This is a genomic window from Streptococcus sp. ELY_86 (assembly GCF_058314495.1).
Genome location: NZ_JBZFUK010000001.1, coordinates 255,428 through 280,352 on the forward strand (window position 1 = coordinate 255,428; position 24,925 = coordinate 280,352).

The 24,925-nt window shown below is 40.8% G+C and carries 20 protein-coding genes; 1 reads left to right on the plus strand and 19 read right to left on the minus strand.

The genetic code is table 11. The features are described from left to right. Positions 1–185 precede the first annotated feature (185 nt). The 14 genes from AC4HAN_RS01195 to AC4HAN_RS01260 form a co-directional block, all read right to left on the minus strand. Positions 186–1,139: a glycosyltransferase family 2 protein gene (locus tag AC4HAN_RS01195; RefSeq protein ID WP_491091111.1), complete on the minus strand. Its 954-nt coding sequence runs from the start codon at positions 1,137–1,139 to the stop codon at positions 186–188. Beyond that, positions 1,139–2,662, minus strand: coding sequence for a glycosyltransferase family protein (locus tag AC4HAN_RS01200; protein ID WP_491090656.1), 1,524 nt, complete (start codon positions 2,660–2,662; stop codon positions 1,139–1,141). The genes AC4HAN_RS01195 and AC4HAN_RS01200 overlap by 1 nt, the downstream gene beginning before the upstream one ends. Continuing rightward, complete coding sequence (locus AC4HAN_RS01205) at positions 2,655–5,138, minus strand: LTA synthase family protein (protein ID WP_491090657.1); 2,484 nt, start codon at positions 5,136–5,138, stop codon at positions 2,655–2,657. Before AC4HAN_RS01205 ends, AC4HAN_RS01200 begins: the two co-directional genes overlap by 8 nt. Next, entirely contained in the window at positions 5,135–6,886 is a 1,752-nt protein-coding gene (locus AC4HAN_RS01210) for a rhamnan synthesis F family protein (protein WP_491090658.1), read from the minus strand. Before AC4HAN_RS01210 ends, AC4HAN_RS01205 begins: the two co-directional genes overlap by 4 nt. Continuing rightward, positions 6,883–8,277, minus strand: a complete 1,395-nt coding sequence (locus tag AC4HAN_RS01215) for a glycosyltransferase family 2 protein (protein ID WP_491090660.1) — start codon at positions 8,275–8,277, stop codon at positions 6,883–6,885. Before AC4HAN_RS01215 ends, AC4HAN_RS01210 begins: the two co-directional genes overlap by 4 nt. 14 nt (positions 8,278–8,291) lie before the next feature. Continuing rightward, entirely contained in the window at positions 8,292–9,515 is a 1,224-nt protein-coding gene (locus tag AC4HAN_RS01220; protein ID WP_491090662.1) for an ABC transporter ATP-binding protein, read from the minus strand. Further along, positions 9,515–10,327 (minus strand): ABC transporter permease, encoded by an 813-nt coding sequence (locus tag AC4HAN_RS01225; RefSeq protein ID WP_491090663.1) that lies wholly within the window; start codon positions 10,325–10,327, stop codon positions 9,515–9,517. Before AC4HAN_RS01225 ends, AC4HAN_RS01220 begins: the two co-directional genes overlap by 1 nt. Before the next feature lie 9 nt (positions 10,328–10,336). Then, on the minus strand, positions 10,337–11,290 hold the full coding sequence (locus AC4HAN_RS01230; RefSeq protein ID WP_491090665.1) for a glycosyltransferase family 2 protein: 954 nt from the start codon (positions 11,288–11,290) through the stop codon (positions 10,337–10,339). Then, entirely contained in the window at positions 11,280–12,434 is a 1,155-nt protein-coding gene (cps2T, locus tag AC4HAN_RS01235; protein WP_491090667.1) for a beta 1-4 rhamnosyltransferase Cps2T, read from the minus strand. Before cps2T ends, AC4HAN_RS01230 begins: the two co-directional genes overlap by 11 nt. A 136-nt stretch (positions 12,435–12,570) precedes the next feature. After that, positions 12,571–13,425, minus strand: coding sequence for a dTDP-4-dehydrorhamnose reductase (rfbD, locus tag AC4HAN_RS01240; RefSeq protein WP_491090669.1), 855 nt, complete (start codon positions 13,423–13,425; stop codon positions 12,571–12,573). Positions 13,426–13,642: 217 nt separating this feature from the next. Further along, the gene (locus AC4HAN_RS01245) at positions 13,643–13,978 is read right to left on the minus strand and encodes a metal-sulfur cluster assembly factor (protein WP_491090670.1); all 336 of its coding nucleotides are present in this window, start codon (positions 13,976–13,978) and stop codon (positions 13,643–13,645) included. Between the two features lie 14 nt (positions 13,979–13,992). Next, positions 13,993–15,108, minus strand: a complete 1,116-nt coding sequence (gene rpoD, locus AC4HAN_RS01250) for an RNA polymerase sigma factor RpoD (RefSeq protein ID WP_491090671.1) — start codon at positions 15,106–15,108, stop codon at positions 13,993–13,995. A gap of 7 nt (positions 15,109–15,115) precedes the next feature. Next, positions 15,116–16,873, minus strand: coding sequence for a DNA primase (dnaG, locus tag AC4HAN_RS01255; protein ID WP_491090673.1), 1,758 nt, complete (start codon positions 16,871–16,873; stop codon positions 15,116–15,118). Positions 16,874–17,051: 178 nt separating this feature from the next. Next, positions 17,052–18,539 carry an HlyD family secretion protein gene (locus AC4HAN_RS01260; RefSeq protein WP_491090674.1) on the minus strand — a complete coding sequence of 496 codons (1,488 nt, stop codon included), beginning with the start codon at positions 18,537–18,539 and terminating at the stop codon, positions 17,052–17,054. A gap of 135 nt (positions 18,540–18,674) precedes the next feature. Here AC4HAN_RS01260 and mscL point away from each other — a divergent pair, with 135 nt between their 5' ends. Then, positions 18,675–19,055, plus strand: a complete 381-nt coding sequence (mscL, locus tag AC4HAN_RS01265) for a large conductance mechanosensitive channel protein MscL (protein WP_491090676.1) — start codon at positions 18,675–18,677, stop codon at positions 19,053–19,055. Positions 19,056–19,297: 242 nt separating this feature from the next. Here the strand turns inward: mscL and rpsU are convergent, their stop codons facing one another. The 5 genes from rpsU to uvrB all read right to left on the minus strand — a co-directional run bounded on the left by rpsU (position 19,298) and on the right by uvrB (position 24,853). Beyond that, positions 19,298–19,474 carry a 30S ribosomal protein S21 gene (rpsU, locus tag AC4HAN_RS01270; protein WP_000048058.1) on the minus strand — a complete coding sequence of 59 codons (177 nt, stop codon included), beginning with the start codon at positions 19,472–19,474 and terminating at the stop codon, positions 19,298–19,300. Positions 19,475–19,620: 146 nt separating this feature from the next. After that, positions 19,621–20,433 carry a transporter substrate-binding domain-containing protein gene (locus tag AC4HAN_RS01275; RefSeq protein ID WP_491090681.1) on the minus strand — a complete coding sequence of 271 codons (813 nt, stop codon included), beginning with the start codon at positions 20,431–20,433 and terminating at the stop codon, positions 19,621–19,623. A 51-nt stretch (positions 20,434–20,484) separates the two neighbouring features. Then, positions 20,485–21,603, minus strand: coding sequence for an aminotransferase (locus AC4HAN_RS01280; RefSeq protein WP_491090683.1), 1,119 nt, complete (start codon positions 21,601–21,603; stop codon positions 20,485–20,487). Positions 21,604–21,785: 182 nt separating this feature from the next. Beyond that, positions 21,786–22,601, minus strand: coding sequence for a transporter substrate-binding domain-containing protein (locus AC4HAN_RS01285; RefSeq protein WP_491090684.1), 816 nt, complete (start codon positions 22,599–22,601; stop codon positions 21,786–21,788). Positions 22,602–22,861: 260 nt separating this feature from the next. Continuing rightward, the gene (uvrB, locus tag AC4HAN_RS01290; protein WP_491090686.1) at positions 22,862–24,853 is read right to left on the minus strand and encodes an excinuclease ABC subunit UvrB; all 1,992 of its coding nucleotides are present in this window, start codon (positions 24,851–24,853) and stop codon (positions 22,862–22,864) included. Positions 24,854–24,925: the final 72 nt, after the last annotated feature.

Genomic DNA, 24,925 nt, shown 5'->3' on the forward strand with positions numbered 1-24,925 from the left:
AAATAAAAAAATAGTTCTAGAACTCTGTCACTCCTTTGAATGTATAAGTACATTCAAAGGAGTGACAGTTTTTTAATTCACAAAAAAAACCATGTGATTGTACAAAAAACTCAAATGCTTCTCATCATATCACATGGAATATATAACTCAACATAATTTAGCCGAAAAATTGATACATTTAAATATCATTCTTCAGTTCTATCACTGATAATATATTTTGGTCTGCCTTTAACTTCCAAGTATATTTTCCCAACATATTCTCCAATAATCCCAGTGCATATTAACTGTACTCCACAAAAGAAAGAAATCAGTGTGGCATTGCTTGCCCAACCCGAAACCGTTTTATGAGTAAAATAAGCTATAAATATCCATATAATAATCAAAAAACTTATGACAGAGACAAATATTCCCAAAAAGGTAACAAACCGTATTGGTTTTACACTCAAACTGGTAATCCCTTCAAAAGCTAAATTTAACATTTTACTAATAGGATATTTGCTTTTCCCAGCCATTCGCTCAAATCTCTTATAGTAAACAGAAGTACTCTTAAAACCTACAAGCGGAAACATCCCACGTAAAAAGAGATTAACCTCTTTAAAATTAACAAACTCTTTTAAAACTCTAGAAGAAACTAAACGGTAATCAGCATGATTATAGATATTTTCGACTCCCATAAACTCCATTATTTTGTAAAATGATTGGGCAGTCGTACGTTTAAAAAAGGTATCAGTTTCTCTGTCATTTCTGACACCATAAACAATTTCAGAACCTTTATCATATTCTGCAATCATTTCATCCATAGCATTAATATCATCTTGGCCATCGCAATCAATTGAAATAGTAATATCTGCTCTATCTTTGCTTTCCATCAAACCAGCATAAACAGCATTTTGATGTCCTCTATTTCTGCTTTGTCTTATTCCAATAATTTGTGGGTAGTCAGCAGCAAATTTCACTATTTTTTCCCACGTTGAATCTTTACTGCCATCATCAACAAACAAGATTTTACTATCATGATGCACTTTAGTTGTTTCAATTAAATCATTTAGTTTTTTCAAAAACTCAGGAGCAGTTATTGGTAACACTTCTTCTTCATTGTAACAAGGAATTACTATAAATAAAATAGGATTTTTTTTCATCACGATACCTCCTTTATCCTGTTCAAAGTTTTCTCACATAAATGATACCAACCAACTGAAGACATGGTAACAATAGCAGGCAAAAATTGAATTAAATACCGGGTCCTTCCACCCTCAAAAATCATTAAAAATACTATTCCCCCAAACAGTGTTATCTGCATCCAAAGTTGGTAGGAGCTCTTCGTATTAAAGAAAAATGCACTGAGAAAGAGGCCAAATGAAATGGCTATCCAAATAATCTGCATAAATAAATTATAGAAGAAATAATTTTCTCCTTCTACATAAATGTACGTTCTTACCAAAGAAGCAAATTTTGTATCTTGGATTCTTTTTAGCCATGGAACCTTTAGTCTTTGATTTTCATTTAAAACTCTCTCTTGGTACCATCCAAACATTCCTTCACCGGTGACCCAGTAATATTTATAGAACAGATGCCCTACAAAAGTATTAAATTTATATTGATGGAGTCTAGTTTTAATTTCAGCAAGTGCTAATTTATTTCTAGACTTTCCTTCTGATTCTCTTACTTTTTCAGAGATTTCAGAATGAACATTGCCCGAATATGTCAGCCCTAAATCAACAAAATACAGCAGTGTGCGGCTCTGTTTAGGTTCATAATTGACGGCTTTTTGATGCTTAATGACGTATGACATTCCTATATTAATAAAGATAAATAAAACAAACCCGATTAATAATAATTTTGCACTATTTATAACAGAACGCCGCGCAGTATCTGAAAGTAAGTTATTTAACAGAACAAGAGCACCTGCAATGATAAAAATCATAACTGTCGGTCTAAATCCATAAGCAAAGGCTAGAATAATACCCGATAAAGCCGATAGTAAAAAGTTTCTTTTTGAAAACTTATTATATACTACAGTGTATAAAAACAAACTTAGTAAAAATAAAGTAACGGAATCTGAATAAGTGTAAATATGCTGCGGAGATAGTCCAATAATCAGTGTTAACATCATAAAAGAGATATTTGCAATAACTTCATTAAAAACTTTCTTATGAATACGATAATTAAGCAGTATTGAAAAATCAATAAAAAGGATATTCCAACATGCCAAAGCAAAAACTGTATTTCTTCCAAACAAAGAGTAATTAAGTTTCATCCAAACCACTAGTAAAAAATTATTGGGGAAGATAGAGATATAATCACTTTTGGAAGCAAAACCAGTATCTGTAGCAATTTTGTATACAACTGTCGTATCTGCTGAAGCGAGTCCCAAACTAGTTAACAGTATAACAAGCTGGAAAATAAGCATAGCAGCAAAAACATAAATTTTATTAGCGGCCAAAAAATGAGTTGCTTTTTTTACCATCTTTATAAAAGGGACTTTAAACCAGAACGCTAGAAAAAGAGCAATGGTAAAGATAACAAGCAATTTAGCAATAGACTCTTTTAAATTTACATAATCAACATTAACATATTGAAATAAAAAATAAATAGAAAAATAAAGCCAAAAGAAAGCCAGTGTAAAAAAAACAGCATTTCCAAATTTTAATAACTTAGTCATTATTTTTTCCTATCTTAAAAAAATTTTTATGTTTTAAGACATATCCTTTCCCTAAGGTTATATCGTATTGAATCAATTTCAAATCCTCTGCTATTTCTTTTTGATTTTTATTAAGTTTCTTTTTATCAACACTAGCATTATCTAGAACTTCTGTCAAGAGTGCATAATAAGGTGACACCTTCGAATTTGTCTGTTTAAGTAATTCAGCAGTGAAATCACTTGAATTTACCAATGGATAGTTCATCTTAGAAGTTTCAAAATTACTCCAAATGAAGTAATCCGTCTGATATTTACTCTCCTCATTAGAACTAAAAGCACTGTCGGGATAAAATCCTGGAAGATGATCTCCATAAAAAACTACAGTAACTTTCTTATTAATTTTTGATAACTTATTTAGAAATGCTTGAGTTGAATCATCTGTGTGGGTCAAAAGTCTTGCATAATTTGATAAATTATTATTTTCCTCATCCGTAAACCCTTTGCCAGAACCAGAAACATCAGCAGGATCCGGCACTGACCATGGTACATGATTTTGCATCGTTATGGCTGAAAAGAATTGATTCTGAGTAGTGTCTAAACGTTGAAGAATGTTATTATAGAGTGTCTCATCACTAACACTGACACCTGTAAATTTTTTATTTGAAAACTTATCTTTTGAATCAGTTGTAAAAACTAAATCACTAAATCCAAGATTTTTATAAATATTTTTTCTGCCATAATTATTGGCTCCAGAAGGATGAAGCACCAATCTATTTTTTGATTTAAACTGACTGCTGAGTGAAGGGAATACAGACATTCCCGGAGCAACCTCAGTATATAAAACTGAAACGGAAGACGAAAAATTATAAAATGGTAAACCGGTTAAGGCTTGAAATTCCATATTAGCTGTTCCGCCACCATAGCCGTCTGATTTCATCAAACCACTTGTAGTAGTTTTTTTAATTTGTTTGATATTAGGAATAACTTCTCGAGACAGTGTTACCCCATCTACTCTCTTTGGATCAGAGAAACTTTCACTTAAGAGATAAATAACTGTTTGATCAGAGATATTCTCTTTTCGCGTTTCGTTCATTTTTTTTGCCAGTTTAGTATACTTTTTTGAAAGATTACCTATTTCTTTCTCACTATAATTATCTGGAGTGTCCATTACAGACTTAGTTAGCTGCTTTGTCCAAACATACATGAGTGACTTATATCGGGCACTGGTAGAAAAACCCATCCAATTAATATCATACCAATTGTTTACTTTAGAAATAATAGGAAAACCATTGACAATTTTAGCATCTTTCTCATTTCGAAAAACAGTAAAAACCGATACTGACAAAAACGCAAGAGCTGTTAATAATACGAGCCTAATTCTTTTTCGATTGATAATCTTTCCTGGAAAGATTCTTTTTCTTAAAAAAAGATAGATTAGTACAGCAAGCACAAGAGACAAGACTGTATAAACAACTAATTTTATATCAACAAAGCTGACTAATAAATCAACCTGCTGCAACCAAACGAAATCGGTAATTAATAAAGGCTCACTGCGCATACCTTCTTTAACTGCATTTACAACTGAAATCACAATACCAGATGACACAATTATGATAGTTGATATTAAATACCTATTAATTAAGCAATATACAAAAAGATAGACGACCAATAACAGGCAAATCTGATAGAGTGTAGCTCCAGGAAAGACATACTTTCCCAACAGTATTGCGTCATCTTCCACTCCTAACTGTAAAGTATAATTAAATATGACCGCTAATAGAGCACTAGTTGCAAAAGCTAAAGACCAACTTGGCTGATTCTTAATAATATCTTTTCCCGATTGAAAAGCTGTATAAGATATTAAAATAAGACCTATCAAGGAAAGTATTAAAGCTATGATGACATTATGCAGGTAATCATTAAATTGATTGGTTTTAATTGAATTTATAAAGCCCTCACGCAAGATACTAATATAATGCCCATCATTAACAGCGACAGAGGCAAGCAGACCTGCAAGCAAAAGATTGGAGGTCTGACAGTCCTTGAGTAATTCACCTCTAAGGCGCTTAGGCTTCAGGTAGTCAAACAAGGCTTTTATCAATAAAGCGGAAATGACCAGCGGGATTAGTATAGGTAAAAACTCAACCTGCCAAAAATCGTTTCCTGCAAAATCCCACAATTTAAACTTTTCATTATTCAGGTTTCGGGTAATCAGTAGAAAATAAGCAACAATCAAATAAATGACATAGCCCAAGACCAGCTTTCCTACAAATTTCCAAGATATATTGCGGACTAAATCAAAAGCAATGATGGCAAGTGAAATGACAAAGATAAACGGCATAAAACCAAGATGGCTCAGAATGTTCTTGCCTGCTTGTCCCAAATCACTGAGGATGCTGTTATTAAGTGTCAAAAAATTAATGCCAAAGATGGAAAGAAGTAAAAGTGAACTATAGCCCAGCTTTAACCAATTAATATTTTTAAGATTGTTTTTCATGATTTTATCTTTTGAAGAGAGCGTTTGATAATATATTTGACTGCCCTGGCCGGTCCGATGAAGATATATTTAAAAGCTCCCTTTATTCCTCCCATATGGTTAAAATCAACAAAGGTATTCGGTGCTGAATTGCCGCGTTCGTTTAAGAGTTTATTGTCAATGAATGGTGTTAAATCAACCGGATTCTTAGAGATTCTAAAGTCGTAGTGCTCATTCCAAGCGATATAGACTAACAGCCGCTCAATGGCATGCAGGATAGAATTTTGCGGCAGCGGTTCTGAAGGCACGTCTTTATCTGTCAGATCCAAGTCAAAGAGCGGCTTTAAGGCATCGTATTTAAACCAGACAAAGGTTCCGTAACTCATGACAAAGGTCTGAAAGTTTTCAAAATCAACAGTCTTGCTCATTCCCATCTTCTGCCACAGCTCATTCATCTCCGGTGCGATCAAGTGCTCATTCCAAGCGGTAACAATCTTATTGTAGCGAAAGAAAGTCGGAATATCTGCAATAACCAGACCGATTTTTGGATTGCGGACAAACTCCGAAAGAATGGTGTCTGCCGGTTTAATCAGCATGCTGATCAGTTCCGTGCGCCAAGATTCACCGGCCCAAAAGTCAGCTTCCTTGGATTTTTTGGTATGAAAATGACCGACGTAATCATATCGTGACAGCTCTTCTTTTAATTTCAGCATAGGCAGCACATCGCGGCCGATATTGCCTGTCACAAAGAGCTGCGCCTGACTGCCGTGCTGATGCAGGATGTCCAGAATCTCTTCTTTTTTGCTTTCCTGATCTGTTGTAATAAACAAATCATAGGCAAAATGAAAATGTGTGAAGCTGCTCAAAAATTCTTCCAGCAAATCTACGTAAAAAACATGAAGATGAACAGCAATCTTTTGTCCGCTCAAATCAGCAGCAGGCCTTCTTTTAACGTACTTATGGCCCAGCAAATAACTGAAATCAGGATAATTAATTTCTGACATGTGAGAAACGATGAGATCAATAGGATAAGACGATCTGCTCTCTATGTCATTAAAGAGATAAGGTGTTATAGACTGGTTGGCGTCAATAGCTTTGACCTTAATAAAAGGAACCTTGTGGTTTAAGACAGCTGTCGGATGATAGTAGGAAAAATCAGCATGCAAAAGCTGGCTGGCATCTTCCTCACGTGTGTCAAAAACCACACCGTATTTAAAACCGGCATCTAAAAGGACAGTTGTCACCTGTGTTTCATAATGAGCAATGACCTCCTGAACATCTTGGTACTCTCTGACATTCTCCCAAAATTCTGTGAAAGCACTGCTATTGATAACGGGCTTTTGGAAAGAAATAAAGTAGCTTTGGATGTGCTCACGAAAGGCTTTGGTTGCACGGTTATTGGTCAGTCCCCAAAAATCCACGGCCTCATCTGCTTCAAATTTCTGATAGACTGCCGCCATATCCCAAAGCGGACCAAAGCAGGTATCATTCATGGTTGTCACGGAATCATAGGTTTTTAACTCATCAAAACCGATAAAAGCCATACCGTCCCGCCAAGCTGCAAAATCAAAACCGGAGTTCTGACGCTGAATAAAATGATCCATCAAATGCTCTTCTCTCAGCCGTTCAAAGTCAGCTGGGGCAAGTTCGCTGTTTGAGATAAACACAATTTTAGAAAACAGCGGTCTTAACTGTGTCAGCTGATAGATGACATGAGAGCTGAGGCGGTTATATTTATTAAAATGGACATACAAAAGCAGACGCTTCATTTCTTTCTCCTGATTAGATTGATAATTTTTGTCGGAATACGCCAGCGGCGGGAATTGATGACCGCATTGTAACGGTTGGTCATTTCATTGAGTTCCTTGTGGTACTGATCCCTGGAAGAGACAGCATCCTGGTAGAGATACTTATAAGACAGGAATTCTTTTAATCCAGTTCTTGCTGATGCCAGTTCTTCTGCTAAGCTGTTAGCAACAAAGTCGGGCTGATCGGGTCTGTCTGCATTGAACCATTCGTAGGTCAGCTGAAATTTTCCGCCTTTATGTTCGGGAATCTCATAGATAATCTGAGGATCAGGAGCTGTAAAATAGTAAGCTTCACCAATCACTTTGGCATTGGTCCAAACCGGCAGCACTTCTGTATCATATTGCCTATCAACCAAAGAAACCCTGCGGTAATAACTTTGAATTTCAGACAAATCAACTCGGATTTTTCGAACATCTTCTGCAAGCGTCAGCTGATGCTTGCCTGAGTGCGCCAGAGGAAAATGCAGACTGTCATCTTCTGAGAAAGCCTGATCCTTGCCGCGGTCCAAATAAATGGTAAGCTGCTGATTGTGCCAGCTGTTCTCACCTTTCTGAGCCAAGGCTTTCTCAAAAGCATTGTGCTCGGGCAGTAAAAATTCTAAAACTTTTTTATAATCACTGTCAGGGTACTTGGCAATATATTCCAGCTGCGTAGCTAACAGTTTGTCAAAGCGCTGTTCTATTTTAGCAGGATCTTTGGTTCTGGAATCGGATTCGGCATCCATTCGGTAAACGGTTGTTGAATCTTTCAAGAAAGCTAGCTTTGTCCTGCGAAACAGCTCCAGCTGAATGTTGAAGGTGTCATCAACCGCATGGCTGTCAATTTGACTGTTGACCTCTAACATCAGCTGCGTCTCCACAAGCCAGGTAGACGCCATGGTCATGCCTTTTAGGGCAAGCATTTTCTCATAAGAATCCATAAATGGAATAACACCGTTTTGCAGGACATCCTTATGAATGACAGTTCCCTTTGGATCCACCATATCAAAGTCCGTATTGGACCACTTGGATTCCGGAGAAGCTTCTAACAGATCGACTTGTTTTTGAAGTTTGCAGCTGTCAGTCCAATAATCATCACCGTCACATCTGGCAATATATTCTCCCTTAGCTTCTTTGCAAATATCAATCCAGGTTCTCGCGATACCTTTGTTGGTCTCATTAAAGAAAGGCCTAATTTTATCAGGATAGCGCTCGCCATACTGCCGCATAATATCCGGTGACTGATCGGTTGAAGCATCGTCAACGACAATAATTTCAAAAGGAAAATCTGTCTGCTGAGCCAGAAAACTGTCCATAGCTTCCGCTATCCAGTCTCCCTTGTTAAAATTAGTACAAATAATGGAAACCTTCATACGTCTTTCCTATCTTATCCAAATTGCCACTGACCGTTGCGTTGGTAAAGACCGCTGGCTGAATCCAGAGCCGAAAGATCATTTGCTTCAATATCATCACGATGGACAACAATAATCGGTGTCTGCTTCGCATCAGAAAAGGCCAGCATTTGATTATCATCATCGCGAACGGTCACTTCCAATTTCAGTTTAATATCATTCAGATGTGCGATATCACATTCATAGACCACCGATTTATGACCGGCACCCGATGTTTTATAATCCATTGAATTGTCGTTATAGACCCAGATATTGCGGTCAATATCGGTCAATGATAAGGCAATGTAGGTTGGAACATCGTTGAGCACATCATAAGAAATTTCAAACTTAATCTTATTTTTAGGTGTCATCGGATTATCGGACAGGAGCTTAACCGCTAAATTCTCAATGTGTGTGACTTGTTCTTTAGCAGTATCAGCTTCAATTGTCTCACCATTGTCATCAACAACCTTGTCAGTATTGTCAAAACTGTATTGGTTGGCAACATTGAAAGGCTCACCGTAAGCTTTAATCAAACCGTCATCAATCAAGACAGCCTTGTTGCAGTATTTCTTAACTGCTGCCATATCGTGGGTTACAAGGATAGTCGTCTTACCGCTTTCTTTTCTTTCCATAAAGTAGTCATTACATTTGCGCTGGAAAGCTTCATCACCGACAGCCAAGACCTCATCAAGAATCAAAATGTCTCCCTGTGCCTTGATGGCAACTGAAAAGGCTAAGCGAACCTGCATCCCGCTGGAATAGTTTTTAAGCTTTTGGTTCATAAATTCCTTAAGCTCAGCAAATTCCACGATGTCATCATACATGGCATCTACTTCTTCCGTTGAAAAACCAAGCATAGCACCGTTCATATAGACATTCTCACGGCCTGTCAGCTCAGGATTAAAGCCGACTCCCAGCTCAATGAATGAAACCAGCTTCCCGTCAATGCTGACAGTGCCTTGTTCAGGCACATAAATTTGTGAAATGATTTTTAACAGCGTTGATTTGCCCGATCCGTTGCGGCCGACAATTCCAAAGAAATCACCTTTTTCCACTTCAAAATTGATGTCACGCAGAACGTGCTGTTTCTTATAGCCTTTAACGCCTTTAAAACGATTGACCAAAGTCGTGCGCAAGCTGTTTGTCGATTCGACAGGCAGCTTAAAATATTTGCTGACATGGTCAACTTTTACTGCAATATTATTGTCTTTCGTCATTATAAAATCTCCGCAAATCTCTTAGAACTACGATTGAAAACAACTAATCCGATGCCAAAAATGATAAAGGGCAGTACATAAGGAATAGCGTAATACCACCAGTGATTAATCAGCTGCCAGATGGTTAGATTGGCCTTGTCAATCAAAAGATAACGCAGGTCTTGAATCATCTGCGCCAAAGGATTGAGCATGATGATTTTACCAGCCAGCACTCCCTTAGGTCCCTGATTAGTGATAAAGGTCAAAGGATAGATAATCGGTGTTGCATACATCCCGGCCTGCAGGATAACTTCCCAGATCTGTCCGATATCCCGAAACTTAACATAGAGAGTTGACAAAAGAAGGGCTACTCCCCAAGCCATGATAAAGAGCTCGAAAAAGAGCGGGATGGAAAAGACAGCATTCCAGCCGATATGAACACCGTTAACCAAGGCAAAAATCAGCACAACAATCAAATTGATACCGAAGTTAATCAAGGCTCCGCACACCGCTGAAAGAACAATGATCGATTTTGAAAAGTTCAGTTTGCGCAGCAGGTCACCCCGAGTTACGATAGAGACCATTCCCATGCTGGTCGCTTCCATAAAGAAAGACCAGACGACATTGGCCAGCAAGAGTGCTACAGGAAAGTGAGGCACATCTCCTCCCAAACGCAAAAAGCGGATGAAAACCAAATACATAATCATAAACAGCAGCAAAGGCTTTAGAATCGACCAGAGATAGCCGATGACACTGCCTTGATAGCGCAGTTTAAAGTCTGTTTTAATGAGTTCTTTTAGCAGGATACGATTTTTCTTACTAATCAAGTCCATGATATTCTCCTATGCCTGATAGCCATGTTTGCGATAATGACTATAGCCGATTTTCGTTGTAATTAAAATTTTAAAAATGAAGGTATGAAAAGCTCTGTTTTTAGCAAAGCCGTATTTTTTAAGGTCATGCCGTCTGTGCAGCCACGGCTGTTTGAGCAGATTGACATAAGCTGCAACCAAGTCGTGCTTATCCCCAGGCAAATCTAAACCTAATAGGTAGGCAGCCTGTTTTTGACTGGAAGTAATCAGCCACCAGTACTTAGCCAGCAGTTTATGGGGCTGCAGCCAGTTTTTAAAACGCTTGGACCAGGTTCTTGCCCCCAGCACATTGCTCTCATGCTGCCGGTACAATTCTGTCGCAGCATCCAAATAAACCAAGTCTCCTAAAGCGGCAGCAATCAATGCTAGATACCAGTCATGCATGAGAATGCCCTCGCAAACGGTCCATTTTTCAGCCAAAGCATGATTAAACATAGCTGTACCGCCGGTCACCGTGTTTTCTGTTAATTCCTGAAGCAATGCTGTGTTTGCATGGTGTGACTGCGTTTTGATCATGCTCTCGTGCAGAACCTGCAGCTTCTTATCCACAACCTTCAAATCTGTATAAACCATCAAAGGTTTTTGCCCATCATATTTTTGGGCTTCTGCCAGAGAGAGCTCCAGTTTATTGGGCAGCCAAATATCATCCTGGTCGCTTAAAAAGTAATAATCAGCCTTTTCGTATTTAACCAGCGTATAAAAATTTTTGATAACACCGTAATTAGTACGCTCAGCAGCATTGATAAAATGAATACGCGGATCCTGCTGCGCAAAATCTGCAATAATCTCAGGTGTGTCATCCGTTGAGCCATCATCACGGATCAGCAGATTCCAATCTTTAAAAGTCTGCCGCTGAATGCTTCTAATCTGCTCTGCGATAAACTCCTGACCATTGTAGGCAGACATTACAATATTAACTTTCATGCAAAAACAAGTCCTCGTACTCTCCTACAATTTTTTCCCAGGTATAATGGCGGCGAATGATGTCCTTAGCCCTTTGACCATACTCTGAAAAATCCGTCTGTCCGTCCGCCTGTTCAATCAACTGTGCAAGACTGCCTCTGTCTTTCGACCAATAGCAGGCAGCGTCCCGCGCAACCGAGCGATTAAAATCAACACCTAAGACAAGGTTCAGATCAGTGTGCGCCAAGGCTTCAAGCAAGCCCGGATTGGTTCCGCCGACCTCATGCCCATGAATATAAGCAAAAGCATGTTCGCGGATATAAGTCAGCAGAGCACGGTCATAGACCGTCCCAACAAACTTAATACGAGAATCCTTATCAAAATCCGTTTTTTGCCGCAGCTCTTCAAAATAGGTGTTTCCTTGATGGTTGCAGATAATGACGAGATCGCGCTTACTTGCCGATGCCATAAATTCGCGGATAGCTGTCTCATAGTTGTTTTCCGGCACGAAACGGCCAACGATTAAATAGTAGCCTTTACTTTTGAGTGCCCATTGTTCATAGAATTTTTGAACTTCAGGAGCATTTTCGTCCAGTCCGGATGGCGACATATCCGTTCCATAAGCAATAAAAGCCGTTTTTGACCAAGGGTAGGTTTGCTTGATATAATCTTCAATCCCGATATTATCTGAAATAACCAGATCAGCCGTCTTTGTCATGCACTTTTCTGCATATTTCAGATAAGACTGCACGGGACGGGACCATTTGGAGCGGCGCCACTCCAATCCATCCGGATTGATATAAAACTGTCCGCCCATTCCTTTAATCTTTCTGGCAAAAGGTGCCATAAAAGCACCTATTGTATTGCCTAAAACATAAAAAACGGGAGCTGCAATATTTTGGGTTTTAACTAATTTTAAAGCATAGCTGATGGCCATCATGTCATAGGCAATTACTCTGGCAGGCCCCACTTTAGGAGCCTTGATCGTAAAACAATCAACATTCAGATAAGTAAAATGCTTATGGCGGTCAGTTTCACTGAGACAGGCCACATGATAAGTCAAATCCTGCGACTGCCGATGCTTAACTAATTCTTCTACAAAAGTCTCAAAACCGCCGTACTGGGCCGGTAGTCCCCGACTTCCGATGATGAATACATGACGCAAACTCTATTCCCCCATTTTAACAATACAATCCATAATATTATAGCATATTTCAAAGAATTTTGCGAAAAGAAACAGCAGGCTTGAGCCTGCTGTCGTTTGCACTATTATAAAGATTTAATTAAGGCGTTTTGCCATCTTATTTCTTCACATCTTGTCTGTAAAATTCCTGCAGGGCTTCCTGCCAAGTCGGAATGACAAAACCGGTTGCTTTTGCTTTTTTCAGACTCATGGTTGAATTGAGAGGACGTTTAGCTTTAGCCGGGAATTGGCTGGAGTCAACAGGCTTGACCGTAACATCGGTATCCTTAAGAATTTCACGGGCGAAATCATACCAGGTCGTGTCTTCTGCTGCATCGTTTGACAGATGATAATAGCCGAACGCTTTGTGATTTTCAGCCAAATAGGTCATAAATTCAGCTAACGTGCGGGTCCAAGTCGGACGGCCGTGCTGATCATTGACAACAGTCAGCGTATCATGGGTCTTAGCTAAGTTTTGCATGGTAAAGACAAAGTTTTTCCCGTAATTGCCAAAAACCCAAGCGGTACGGATAATATAGAAATTGCTGACGTATTTTTCAACAGCCTCTTCACCCAGGCGTTTTGTCCGGCCGTATTCTGTTTTTGGATCCGGCTGATCATCAACTTCCCATTCTTGTCCGACAGGCTTTTCGCCGTCAAAAACATAGTCTGTCGAGATATAAACCAGAGTTGAACCATATTTTTCACAGGCCTTGGCAATGTTTTCAGTTCCCGTCACATTGATTGCATAATCCAAGTCTTTTCCTTCATCTTCTGCTGCATCAACAGCCGTATAGGCTGCGCAGTGGTAAACAAGGCTGGGCTGCACCTGTGAAAAAACTTGATCCACTTTTTCTGCATTTGTAATGTCCATTTCTGCGACATCAACAGCCACATAGTCTTCATTACGTTCATCAAGCAGATGGCGTAACTCCGTACCCAACTGACCATTGCTTCCTGTGATTAAAATCATTCGTATTCTCCTTTAATTTAAGATACAAAGGGCGTGAAAAAATCCGTATAAAATAGGAAACGGACGCCGTGTCGCTAAGACAAAAGGACCGTTATCTTTTTATTAGGATTTTAGTCTGTGTTCCATTAAAAATGTATTGTATACAAGACCGTTCTTTAAGCCCGGCAGCCTTAACAGCTCTTTTTAAAACGTTTCCTTGATTTTCTGCTGCGGCCAATCACCGAATGCCCAAAGCAATCCGTGCATAGCGGCTCATTTTGTCCACCGACCAGGCCGGCGACCAAACCAGCTTAACATCAACATCAAGAACCTCAGGTACATCCTTTAAAACATCGTAAATCTGATCCGTCAGCAAGTCTGCCAAAGGACAGCCCATGGTTGTCAGAGTCATGTCAATTTCGGTATGACCTGAGTCTTCAAAACGAATGTCATAGATAAGCCCCAAGTTGACAATATCAATTCCTAACTCGGGATCAATAACCATTTCCAAAGCTTCCAGAATTCTGTCTTTAATCTTTGTGACTTCTTCGGGAGTATAGTTTGCTTCTGCCATAGTTCCCTCTCCTTTTAATCTTCAACGAAATCACGCAGCTGTTTGCTGCGGCTTGGATGACGCAGCTTGCGCAGTGCCTTAGCTTCAATCTGACGAATCCGTTCACGCGTAACATTAAACACTCTGCCCACATCTTCCAGCGTACGCATCTTGCCGTCATCTAAACCAAAGCGCAGACGCAGAACATTTTCTTCGCGGTCTGTCAGCGTATCAAGCACCTCATCCAATTGCTCGCGCAGCACAACACGCGTTGTGTAATCTACCGGATTTTCAATCACTTCATCTTCAATAAAGTCTCCCAGATGGCTGTCATCCTCTTCACCGATTGGTGTTTCCAGTGACACGGGTTCCTGAGCGATTTTCAGAATTTCTCTGACCTTATCCGGTGTCATATCCATGCGCTCTGCAATCTGTTCCGGTGTCGGATCCTGACCTAATTCCTGCAAAAGGTTGCGCTGTTCACGCACCAATTTATTAATTGTTTCCACCATGTGAACAGGAATACGGATCGTGCGGGCCTGATCGGCAATGGCGCGTGTGATGGCCTGACGAATCCACCAAGTGGCATAGGTTGAAAATTTAAATCCCTTAGAGTAGTCAAACTTATCAACCGCCTTCATCAAGCCCATATTGCCTTCTTGGATAAGATCCAGAAACTGCATGCCGCGGCCGACATAACGCTTAGCGATAGAAACAACCAGGCGCAAGTTGGCTTCTGCCAAGCGCTGCTTGGCTTCAAGATCACCGTTTTCAACCGCAATGGCCAGCTCTTTTTCTTCTTCATTAGACAAAAGAGGGACAACACCGATTTCTTTTAGATACATCCGTACAGGATCATTGACCTTGGCAGAATTGCTTCCCAGAAGCTCCTCATCGGTCAGCTCCTCAGGCTTGATTTCCTCAACTGCATACTTCGATGAAGGATTGCCGTCTTTGTCAGTGATAGAGATGCCGCCGTCAGTCAAACGTTCCAGCAAATCATCAATCTGCTCAGCCTCGAGTTCAAAAGGGATGACGAGTTTTTCAGTAACTTCATCGTCAATTGCTACCCCTTCTTTTTTATGGTTGCGAATAAAATCCGCCACTTGAACATTAAAGGTACTTGATGTTTTTTTACTACTACTTGCCATTTTTCCTCTATTCCATATTTCTTTTTTGAGCGATGAGAGCTTCTAAGCCCTCAACTGCAGTATCTATGTCACCGTGATTGCTGTTTTCACGGATGGCTTTGCTTTGTTTTTGCAGCTCCTGCTGCTGCAGGTATTTATTTCTCTGACTTTCCAGCTGCCTGATTTCCCCCTCGGCAATCTCTTCCGGCAGATTTTCCTCTAAAACACGGTAATAGGCATTTTGAAGTTCCTCAGGAAGCTGAGACAAATCATAGGCATTCAGTTCACCCTTGCTTTTTAAAAGCTGGTAGAGTTCCTGCAATTCCGGGGTTTCAAAGGAAAAATCTTCCCGATTGCGAAATTCAATTAACAGATAATCATGGTGAAGAATGCGATGAAAGAGCTGATTTTCAGCCTTAGCCACAGCCGTCAGATGCTTAGTCACAGGCATCTCCACCCTGATTGGCCGGCTGAGAGCCTGCTCGCTTCTTTGTGAACGCGTTTGGAGGCGCTCGTTATTAACCGCTTGTTCTACCTGCTGATAATTAAAGTCCGGCAGACTTTCAGCTACCATATTGATATAGGTATTCTGAGCAGTAATTGAAGGCGAGGCGGCAATAATTTTTGCCATTTTCTCCACATAATCAATCTCCGCCTGCAAATTATCACTATTTTCAGGTTTCAGGTAATGAAGCCAAAATTCAATACTGCTGATCCTTGCCTGTGTCAGCAGTTTTTTCAGTTCTTCTGCGGAATTTTCCTTGATAAATTCATCGGGATCCATCTGACCGGGAATTCTGACGATTTCCACTGCCATATCCGACAGAATGGCTAAGGATTTGGCAATGGCATTCTGCCCGGCACTGTCCCCGTCATATGTCAGAATAACTTTTTTAGTGAATTTCTTCAAATGCTTCACATGTTCCGGTGTCAGCGCTGTTCCCATGGAAGCAACAGCATTGCTGATGCCCGCACGATAGGCGGCAATCACATCCATGAAACCTTCCATCAGGTAAATTTCATGTTCCTTTTTTGCGACCGCTTTGGCCTTATCCAGATGATAGAGCTCATAAGACTTGTTGAAAACTGCTGTCGCACGCGTATTCTTATACTTTGCCAGTTTTTTGGCACTGTCGGCCTCTGTCCAAATCCGACCTGAAAAACCGACAATATGACCGAATTCATCCGTCAAAGGAAACATAATGCGGTTCTGGAAGGCATCGTAAACAGTGTTGCTGTCTGACAGATTAAAAAGACCAGAATTAATGATGGTATCTTCATCATATTTTTTCAGCATGGCCTGATAAAGATAATCATGTTCATCCGGAGCTAAACCTATCTTAAAATAATCAATCAGCTCATCTGTCAGTCCCCTTTCATAAAGATACTGCCGAGCTGTTTCACCTATCTTGGTGGTTTTCAAAACAGCCTGATAAAACTTGCCGGCATCGTCATTGATGTTGAAAAACCTTTGATTGGGGTGTTCCTGCCTTGTTTCCTGACTCTTGTCCTGAACTGCAACAGCAATACCGGCGCGGTCGGCCAGCACCTGAACGCTCTCCAGAAAACTAATGTTGCGGTAATCTTCTATAAATTTAAAGACATCGCCTGAACGCCCGCAGCCAAAACAGTGAAAAAACTGTCTGTCCTCAATAACATTAAAGGAGGGCGTCTTTTCTTTGTGGAAGGGACAGAGACCCAAATAATTGCGGCCTGCCCGTGAAAGACTGACAACTTCACCAATCACATCAACAATATTGACGCTGTTTTTAATGTCGTTAATCATTCCCTTATCGATAGCCAGAAATCATCACCTCCACATAAAAATCCCTATTTTAGCGTTACTTTTCATTATACCATTTTTAAGGCTTTTTGTAAATTAAAGAAGCACAAAAGCACCCTCCTATTTTGGTCTTTACGACCGGCTTAGAGAGTGCCTTCTTATAATCTTTTCACGGAATCTGTCAATCTATATCATTATCGTACACAGTGCCTTTGCGTTCTGTCTTTAGGTGAATGGCTTTAAAGAGCCAGAGTTTAGTTTTTTCATTGACGTTAAGCCGATCAACCAAAGTATTGCTAAACAGATTGTTGTAAATCTTAATCGGTCCTACATCTGAAGAATGCTGGCCGACACTTCCGCTGTAGGCTTTGATATTGCCTTTGCTGTCGTAATAAGGAACAAAGGAATTATCAGTGATGATAATATTTCTGCTGAGCTGTCTTTCCTTATTGTGACTGCCGTAGTCAGGATCAATGGCTTTAATCAAACCGCCGTCCCATACACCGTTATCACTTGAAGCATCCAGCTGAATAGCTTCAGAATAATAGTCGTGAAGGGAAAGATTAGCATCAATTTGACGGGCATTGACCAGCTCAGGAGCATAACCCGTGAATTGATTGCCTTTAAAAACGGAATTTTGCAGGCCGCCCATGTCAAAAACATGGCTGCCTTTTTTATGAACCATAGTGAAACTGTTGTTCAGAACCCGCCAATGGTCACCGTGGTTAGCCATAACCATAAAGTGGTTGCCCTTATCCAAATCACTGGCCTTGATGTTCAGATTGCGCATGGTGAAATTTTTAACCCCGTCAGTTGCTCGAGGTCCGGTCGCCAAGGCAAACCAGTAGGCTGCTCCTTCAACCAACAGCGTTGTATTGTTGCCCCTGATTTCAGTATCGGAAGCAAGAGTAATGTAATCTTTGGTTGGCGTCTGACTGCCGATTTTGAATTTACCGTCGGGCAGGCTTAAAATGGTGCCGGGATGCTCTTTGGCATAGGCAAAAGCCTGTCTCAGCACTTCATTATTTTGAGCGGCACTGTTTTCAGCTTTTAACTTGACCTCATAAATAGTATCCAGATCCTCTTCCTGAATGTCAGTAACTTTTCCGCCGTCATCAAAGGTAACAGCATATTTATAACCGCCTGCAGCACTGCTGTGGTTGTAAGAAACCTGATCAACTCGGCCGGCTGATGCTTGATAATCCGACAAACTGTGCCCTTTTAAATTCTCCTTGGCAGATGATTTTAGCTTAACAACCTGACCTTGATGGTATTTTGAATTCTTGCTTTTGGTCAGATCTTCTTCCCGAACGTGCTTTATGGTGCGTCCGTTGCCAAACTTAACATCATAGCTGTAGGCTGATTTCTGCTGTGAGGTCTCCGCAGGTTCTACTTTCTTGACTGTTCCGATCCAATTTTGATAATCTGCCAGCTTTTGACTGGAATTGATCTGGACTTTTTCGCCGGAAGCATATTGTGATTTTTGCTCCGCTTCCTTATTGATAAAAGGAAGGGTGAGTCCGACAGGCTTCAGATGCAGGGTTTTGGCCAAAACTCCAAAAGAATTAGTTGCTGCCAGCAGCACAACAGCTGACGAAACAAAAACACTCAAGGCAATAATTTCGCTTTTGCGAACTAGCCCCTTTCGCTTATGTCTTTTCTTTCCCATTGTCTTCCCTTCAGAAAATATATTTTTACAGCATTTCAATTTTACCATATTTTTGTAAAAAGTGAAGTACATCTATTGTCAAATACCATTTTTTCCCGTATAATAAGTAACTAATAATAAGAAAGGAAAAACAAAATGATCAAAGAACTTAAAGAGTTTTTGTTCCGAGGAAGTGTCCTTGAACTTGCTGTAGCCGTTGTTATGGGGGCAGCATTCAATGCTATCATCACATCCTTCGTTTCAGACGTCATCACACCGCTCTTTTTGAACCCTGCTTTAAAAGCTGCAGGCGTCGAAAAGATTGCTGAGCTTTCATGGCACGGTGTTGCTTACGGTAATTTCTTAAGTGCTGTCATTAACTTCTTGATTGTAGGAACAACACTCTTTTTCGTTGTTAAAGCTGCTAATCATGCAATGGCAATTACCAAAAAAGCAGAAGAAGACGCTGCTGAAGGTGAACCTACTGAAGTTGAACTGTTAGCAGACATCAAAGCCCTTTTAGAAAAACAAAACTAAAAACTGCAGGAAGCAATCGCGATCAAACGGTCATTGAGCTGCTTCTCCCTTTTATTGAAAACAGCCTAAGTAAGGCTGTTTTTTCTTTACCATCTTCAGCAGCGATTCCTGTTTGGCTGCCGCCAAAACTTCATCACTGCTAAAAAGAAACAAGGCCTTTTATCCCGCAGTATCTTGTTGGCAGATTTGAAAAGAACTAAAAAAACTGAAACAAAGTTTCAGCTTTTTCAATAATAATCACTTTAGAATTTTTTACGTTTGCGAGCTGCTTCTGATTTACGTTTACGCTTCACAGAAGGTTTTTCGTAGAATTCACGTTTGCGTGACTCTTGAAGTGTACCAGCTTTAGTTACAGAACGTTTGAAACGACGAAGAGCATCGTCAAGTGATTCATTTTTACGCACTACAGTCTTTGACATGTATCTCACTCCCCTCAATTTCATTGTAACATTTACACGTTCTTAAACATTATACAAAAATGTGGAAATAAATGTCAAGGCATTTTCAGGCTATTTTAAAATTTATTTTCAAGAACACTGAAAATCAAATCAGAAAAATTTGTCCTTTAATCAACTTGGCGTCCGGTCAGCTTAACTGCATCACTGATAAACTGTTTGTACTTGCCGTCTTTTTTAAGTTTTTTAATGACCTTATTGACAGTCTTAACTAATTTGCCGCTGTCTTTCGGCAGCGCAACAGCTTTGGCGCCACCTTCACCTGTTTTCAGGGCAACTGATGCAAGAACAAGATCACTGTTTTGAGAGATGTACCCTTCTGCTACCGGTTTTTCCAAATCAATAGCATCAACCTGTCCTGATTTCAGCTCATTGACAGCCTCACCCATTGAGGTTAAAGAAGTAATGTTTGATTTGCTCAATTGATCTTTTGCCAAGCCTTCTTCAATAGTTCCTTTTTGAACAGCAACCTTGGCCTTATCGAAAGCTGCCAGCGATGTATATTTACTAAGGTCAGACTTTCTGATTAAGATAGCATTTTCTGTCTTGTAATAAGCATCTGAAAAATCATAAACTTTGGCACGTTCCTTGGTATAAGATAAACCGGAAATAGCGATATCAGCCTTGCCAGTTTTTATACTGGAGAGCACATTGTCAAAACTCATTGATGATATTTCCAGCTTGACTCCCAATTCATCGGCAATCGCCCTTGCCAGTTCAATATCAGCACCGACCACGGTATCTTTGCCGTCAATCAGAGCCTTAAATTCAAAAGGCGCATAATCCGGACTGACAGCAACAACAAGTTTTTTCTTTTCTTTCACTTTGTCCTGCATATCTTTTGAACTGGAAGCACCGCAGGCAGTCAAGGCCACTACAGCCAAAAGGCTGAGGAAAGTCAGCAATAATTTTTTAAGTGTCATTTTTTTCTCTTTTCTATTTTGATAAGTCTATTATAAATTTTATTACCCTTATCAGTCAAATTGTTTCAGGCATTGGGATAATTTTGACAAGGCTGTTTTTAAAACACCTTTGTCACCACAGTAACCAAGGCGGACATGGCCCTCAAGATCAAAACGATTGCCCGGAACCAGCAGCACACCGTAATCTGATAAAAGCTGTTTGCAAAAATCTTCAATGGGAAGCGGTACATCCAGCTTAATCAGCGAAGTGGAAACATGATCCGGCAGGATAGCATGGGCCCGCGGCTCCTGTGCCAGCCAATTTTTTAAAATCAAAAGATTTTCACTGACAATTTTTTGATTTCGCTTAAGAATAGCCTGGCGGTTTTTCAAGGCAAAGGCAGCCAGCATATCATCAAAGACACCGGCACAGATCATGGTATAATCGCGATAGTCCCTGAGAACGTCTGCTACTTCCTTATTTGAAGCTACCCAGCCTACACGTATACCGGGCAGAGAGTAGGCCTTTGACAGACTGTCAACTGAAATGCCCTTATCGTATAAGTCGGCAATAGCAGGAATTTCCCGCCGGAAAGAAAACGGTTTATAGACCTCATCAGACAGAATATAAGCCCCGCAGGATTCAGCAATAGCTGTTAACTCCTGCAGGTAAGCTTCGTCCATAACAGCCCCTGTCGGATTGTGAGCATTATTGATACAAATCATTTTCGTATTGGGACGAATCAACCTGCGCAGCTCGTCTAAATCCGGCAGCCAATTATGGTCTTCCCTAATCTGCCACAAATCCACCTGTGCTCCCAAAGATTTGGGAATGTCATAGAGCTGCTGATAAGCAGGATAGACTGAGATGACATGGTCTTGAGGCTCAATCAGCGCATAGAGCGCCAGCATATTAGCGCCGGTGGCGCCATTGGTCTGTAAAATCTGCTCAGGCTGAATGGTCTTATAAAGCCCGCAGACTTCCCTTTTGAATTCGGGCGAACCCTCTATCCAGCCGTAGTCCAGCTTTTTGCGGGACAGCTCCTGAAAAAAAGTCTGCAAATCCTGATCTGCCAGATCAAAGAGCTCCTCCAGAGTCAAAGCCGAGACAGTTACGCCGGCAATATCATAGAGAGCATCCTTTTCATGAACGTTCAGCCATTCTTCCACTCCAAAACGTGGTAATTTCATCTTGACTCCTTTTATTTTCCTGCTAATGATAATACTCAATAAGCAGACACTTGTCAATGCCGAGAAAGTAAGGACAGACAGCCCGTTTTCCCATTACTAGACAAAACCCTCAGCAGGCTCGCAAACACCTGCCGAGGGCTTTTCTTAATTTTTCATAAACGGCTTATCCTAACACAGAACTGCTATTCTTTGCTGGAAACAGATAAGTTATAGGCTTCTTTGACAAAACCGTCAATTTTATCAGACTTCTTCAGCTGCTTAATGACCTTATCAACTTTTTTCTTAAGAGAAGGACTGCCCTTAGGCATGGCAACAGCATAGGAATCAGAGGCTCCCGATTTTAATTTGATTTTAGCAATGGCCAAGTCGCTGTTTTTAGCCACATAGCCTTCTGCAATCGGCTTTTCCAAAACGACGCCGTTCACTTGACCGGATTTTAATTCATTGATCATCTCGCCGTTTTGAACGAGAGAGATGATTTTAGCACCTGTCAATTGTTTTTTGGCAACATCTTCTTGAATGCTTCCCTTTTGAGTAGCTACGGAGAGCCCTTTCAGTGAATCAGTTTTCTTATATTTGGCTAATTCAGATTTTTTGACAATGACCACATTGACGGACTCGTAATAAGTTTCTGAGAAATCGTACACTTTTTGACGTTCTTTAGTTGCCGAAATGCCTGAAATCGCAATATCCGCCTTACCTGACTGAACACTTGACAGAACATTGTTAAACGACATGGCCGAAAATTCGACTTTGACATCCAGCTCTTTGGCGATGGCTTTAGCAATCTCAACATCTGCTCCGACGATGGTATCTTTACCGTTGACTAAGGTTTTAAATTCAAACGGAGCAAACTCAGGGTTCATGGCAACAACAAGCTTTCCCTTGTCCTCAATTTTTTTCAAAGAATTATCCTTAGATGAAGAACCACAGGCAGCAAGACTGACCAAAGATAAAGCAGCAAAGGCTCCCACTAACACTTTTTTAGCTAATTTCATAACAATCCTCAACTTCTATTTTTATTAAGATAGGATTATTATATTTTATATTTATGCATTTGTCAAGTATTTTTTTATAAAAATTCATTACTATTCATAATACTGTAAAATAATTCAGACAAATCTCCTTCTTCAGACACACTCAGCAAATTGAGGAAAGCATAGGCTAAAATAGACAGTTAAGCAATCAGATTACAAATTCTGTTATCGTATTGACTTCTTGAATATTAAAATTATTTTCTGACATATTACTTCTCCCCTTAATCCATCGCTTTCAATTCCAGCACCATATCGCGGAGTTCGGCGGCCAGTTCAAAGTCAAGCAGTTCGGCCGCTTCCTGCATTTGTTTTTGCAGCTTCTTGATGACTTCTTGGCGTTCTTTTTTGTTCATAGCGCTGTAGTCCACTTGCTCTTCAGCCACATCGCTCTCTGTTGATTTGCTGATGGCGATAAGATCGCGAATGTCTTTTTTGATTGTCTGAGGAGTAATGCCGTGTTCTTCGTTGTAAGCCATCTGAATTTGGCGGCGGCGGTGCGTTTCGTCAATAGCATTTTTCATGGACTGGGTCATGGTATCAGCGTACATGATCACATGACCCTCACTGTTTCGTGCCGCCCGGCCGATGGTTTGGATAAGCCCGCGTTCATTGCGCAGGAAGCCTTCCTTGTCAGCATCAAGGATCGCAACTAAGCTGACCTCAGGTACATCGATTCCTTCGCGCAGCAGATTAATCCCTACAAGCACATCAAAAACACCCAGCCGCAGATCGCGGATAATTTCGGTCCGCTCCAAGGTCTTGATGTCCGAGTGCATGTACTTAACCTTGACCCCCATTTCCTTAAGATAGTCGGTCAGGTCTTCTGCCATTTTTTTCGTCAGAGTGGTAATAAAGGTTCGTTCGCCCTTTTCGGCACGCACGGTGATTTCACCCAACAAGTCGTCCATCTGCCCCATGGTCGGCCGGACTTCTACTTCTGGGTCAAGCAGACCTGTCGGACGAATAATTTGCTCAATGACTGTATCGGTCTGTGCCAGCTCATAATCTCCCGGAGTGGCAGACACGTAAACAATCTGGTGGACATGACTTTCAAATTCTTCCCGGCGCAGCGGACGGTTGTCCAGGGCACTCGGAAGACGAAAACCATAGTTGACCAGCATCTCTTTACGCGAACGGTCGCCATTATACATCCCCTTGATCTGTCCCATGGTCATATGGCTTTCATCGACCATGATCAGAAAATCTTCTGGGAAAAAGTCTAAAAGAGTGTAAGGCGGCTCGCCTTCACTTCTTCCGTCCATATGGCGGGAATAGTTTTCGACACCGTTGGTATAGCCCATCTCCCGCAGCATTTCAATGTCATAGTCGGTTCTTTGTTTCAATCGCTGAGCTTCTAAGAGTTTGCCCTCCGATTCAAAGAGCTTGAGCTGTTCTTTCAATTCCTCTTGAATCCTTGCTATGGCAATCTCCATATGCTCGTCATTGGTCATAAAGTGAGTCGCCGGGAAAATAGCCAAATGATCAACTTCTCCTAAGACACGGCCGGTCAGACTTTCAATTTCCCGAATGCGGTCAATTTCATCCCCGAAAAATTCAACCCGAAAGGCATGCTCATCACGGGATGCCGGGAAAATTTCCACCACATCGCCGCGCACACGAAAACGCCCGCGCTGAAAGTCAATGTCATTGCGCTCAAACTGAATATCAACTAAACTATTGAGCAGCTGATCCCTAGAAATCTCCTGACCCGGACGCAGACTGACAACACTGTCTGCGTATTCCTTGGGTGAACCCAAACCGTAAATACAAGACACAGACGCCACCACAATAACATCGTTGCGCTCCAGTAAAGACGAGGTTGCCGAGTGGCGCAGCTTGTCAATTTCGTCATTGACGGAGCTGTCCTTTTCGATATAAGTATCGCTGGACGGCACATAAGCTTCCGGCTGATAGTAATCATAGTAAGATACAAAATATTCGACTGCATTATCAGGGAAAAATTCTTTAAATTCCCCGTAAAGCTGGCCGGCCAAGGTTTTATTGTGGGCGATAACGAGAGTTGGCTTATTGACCCTTTGAATCACCTGACTCATGGTATAAGTCTTACCTGTCCCGGTCGCTCCCATCAGGATCTGCGCTTTCTCACCGCCTTCAATATTATCTACTAACTGTTCAATGGCCTGCGGCTGATCCCCGGAAGGCTGGTATTTGGAAACCAGTTTAAACTGATTATTCTCTGTTTTATCTATCATTCACTGCCACCTCATTTTCTACTCTCTATTTTATCACAAGAAAAGCCTAAAAGAAAAAGCCTGAGTTTCAAA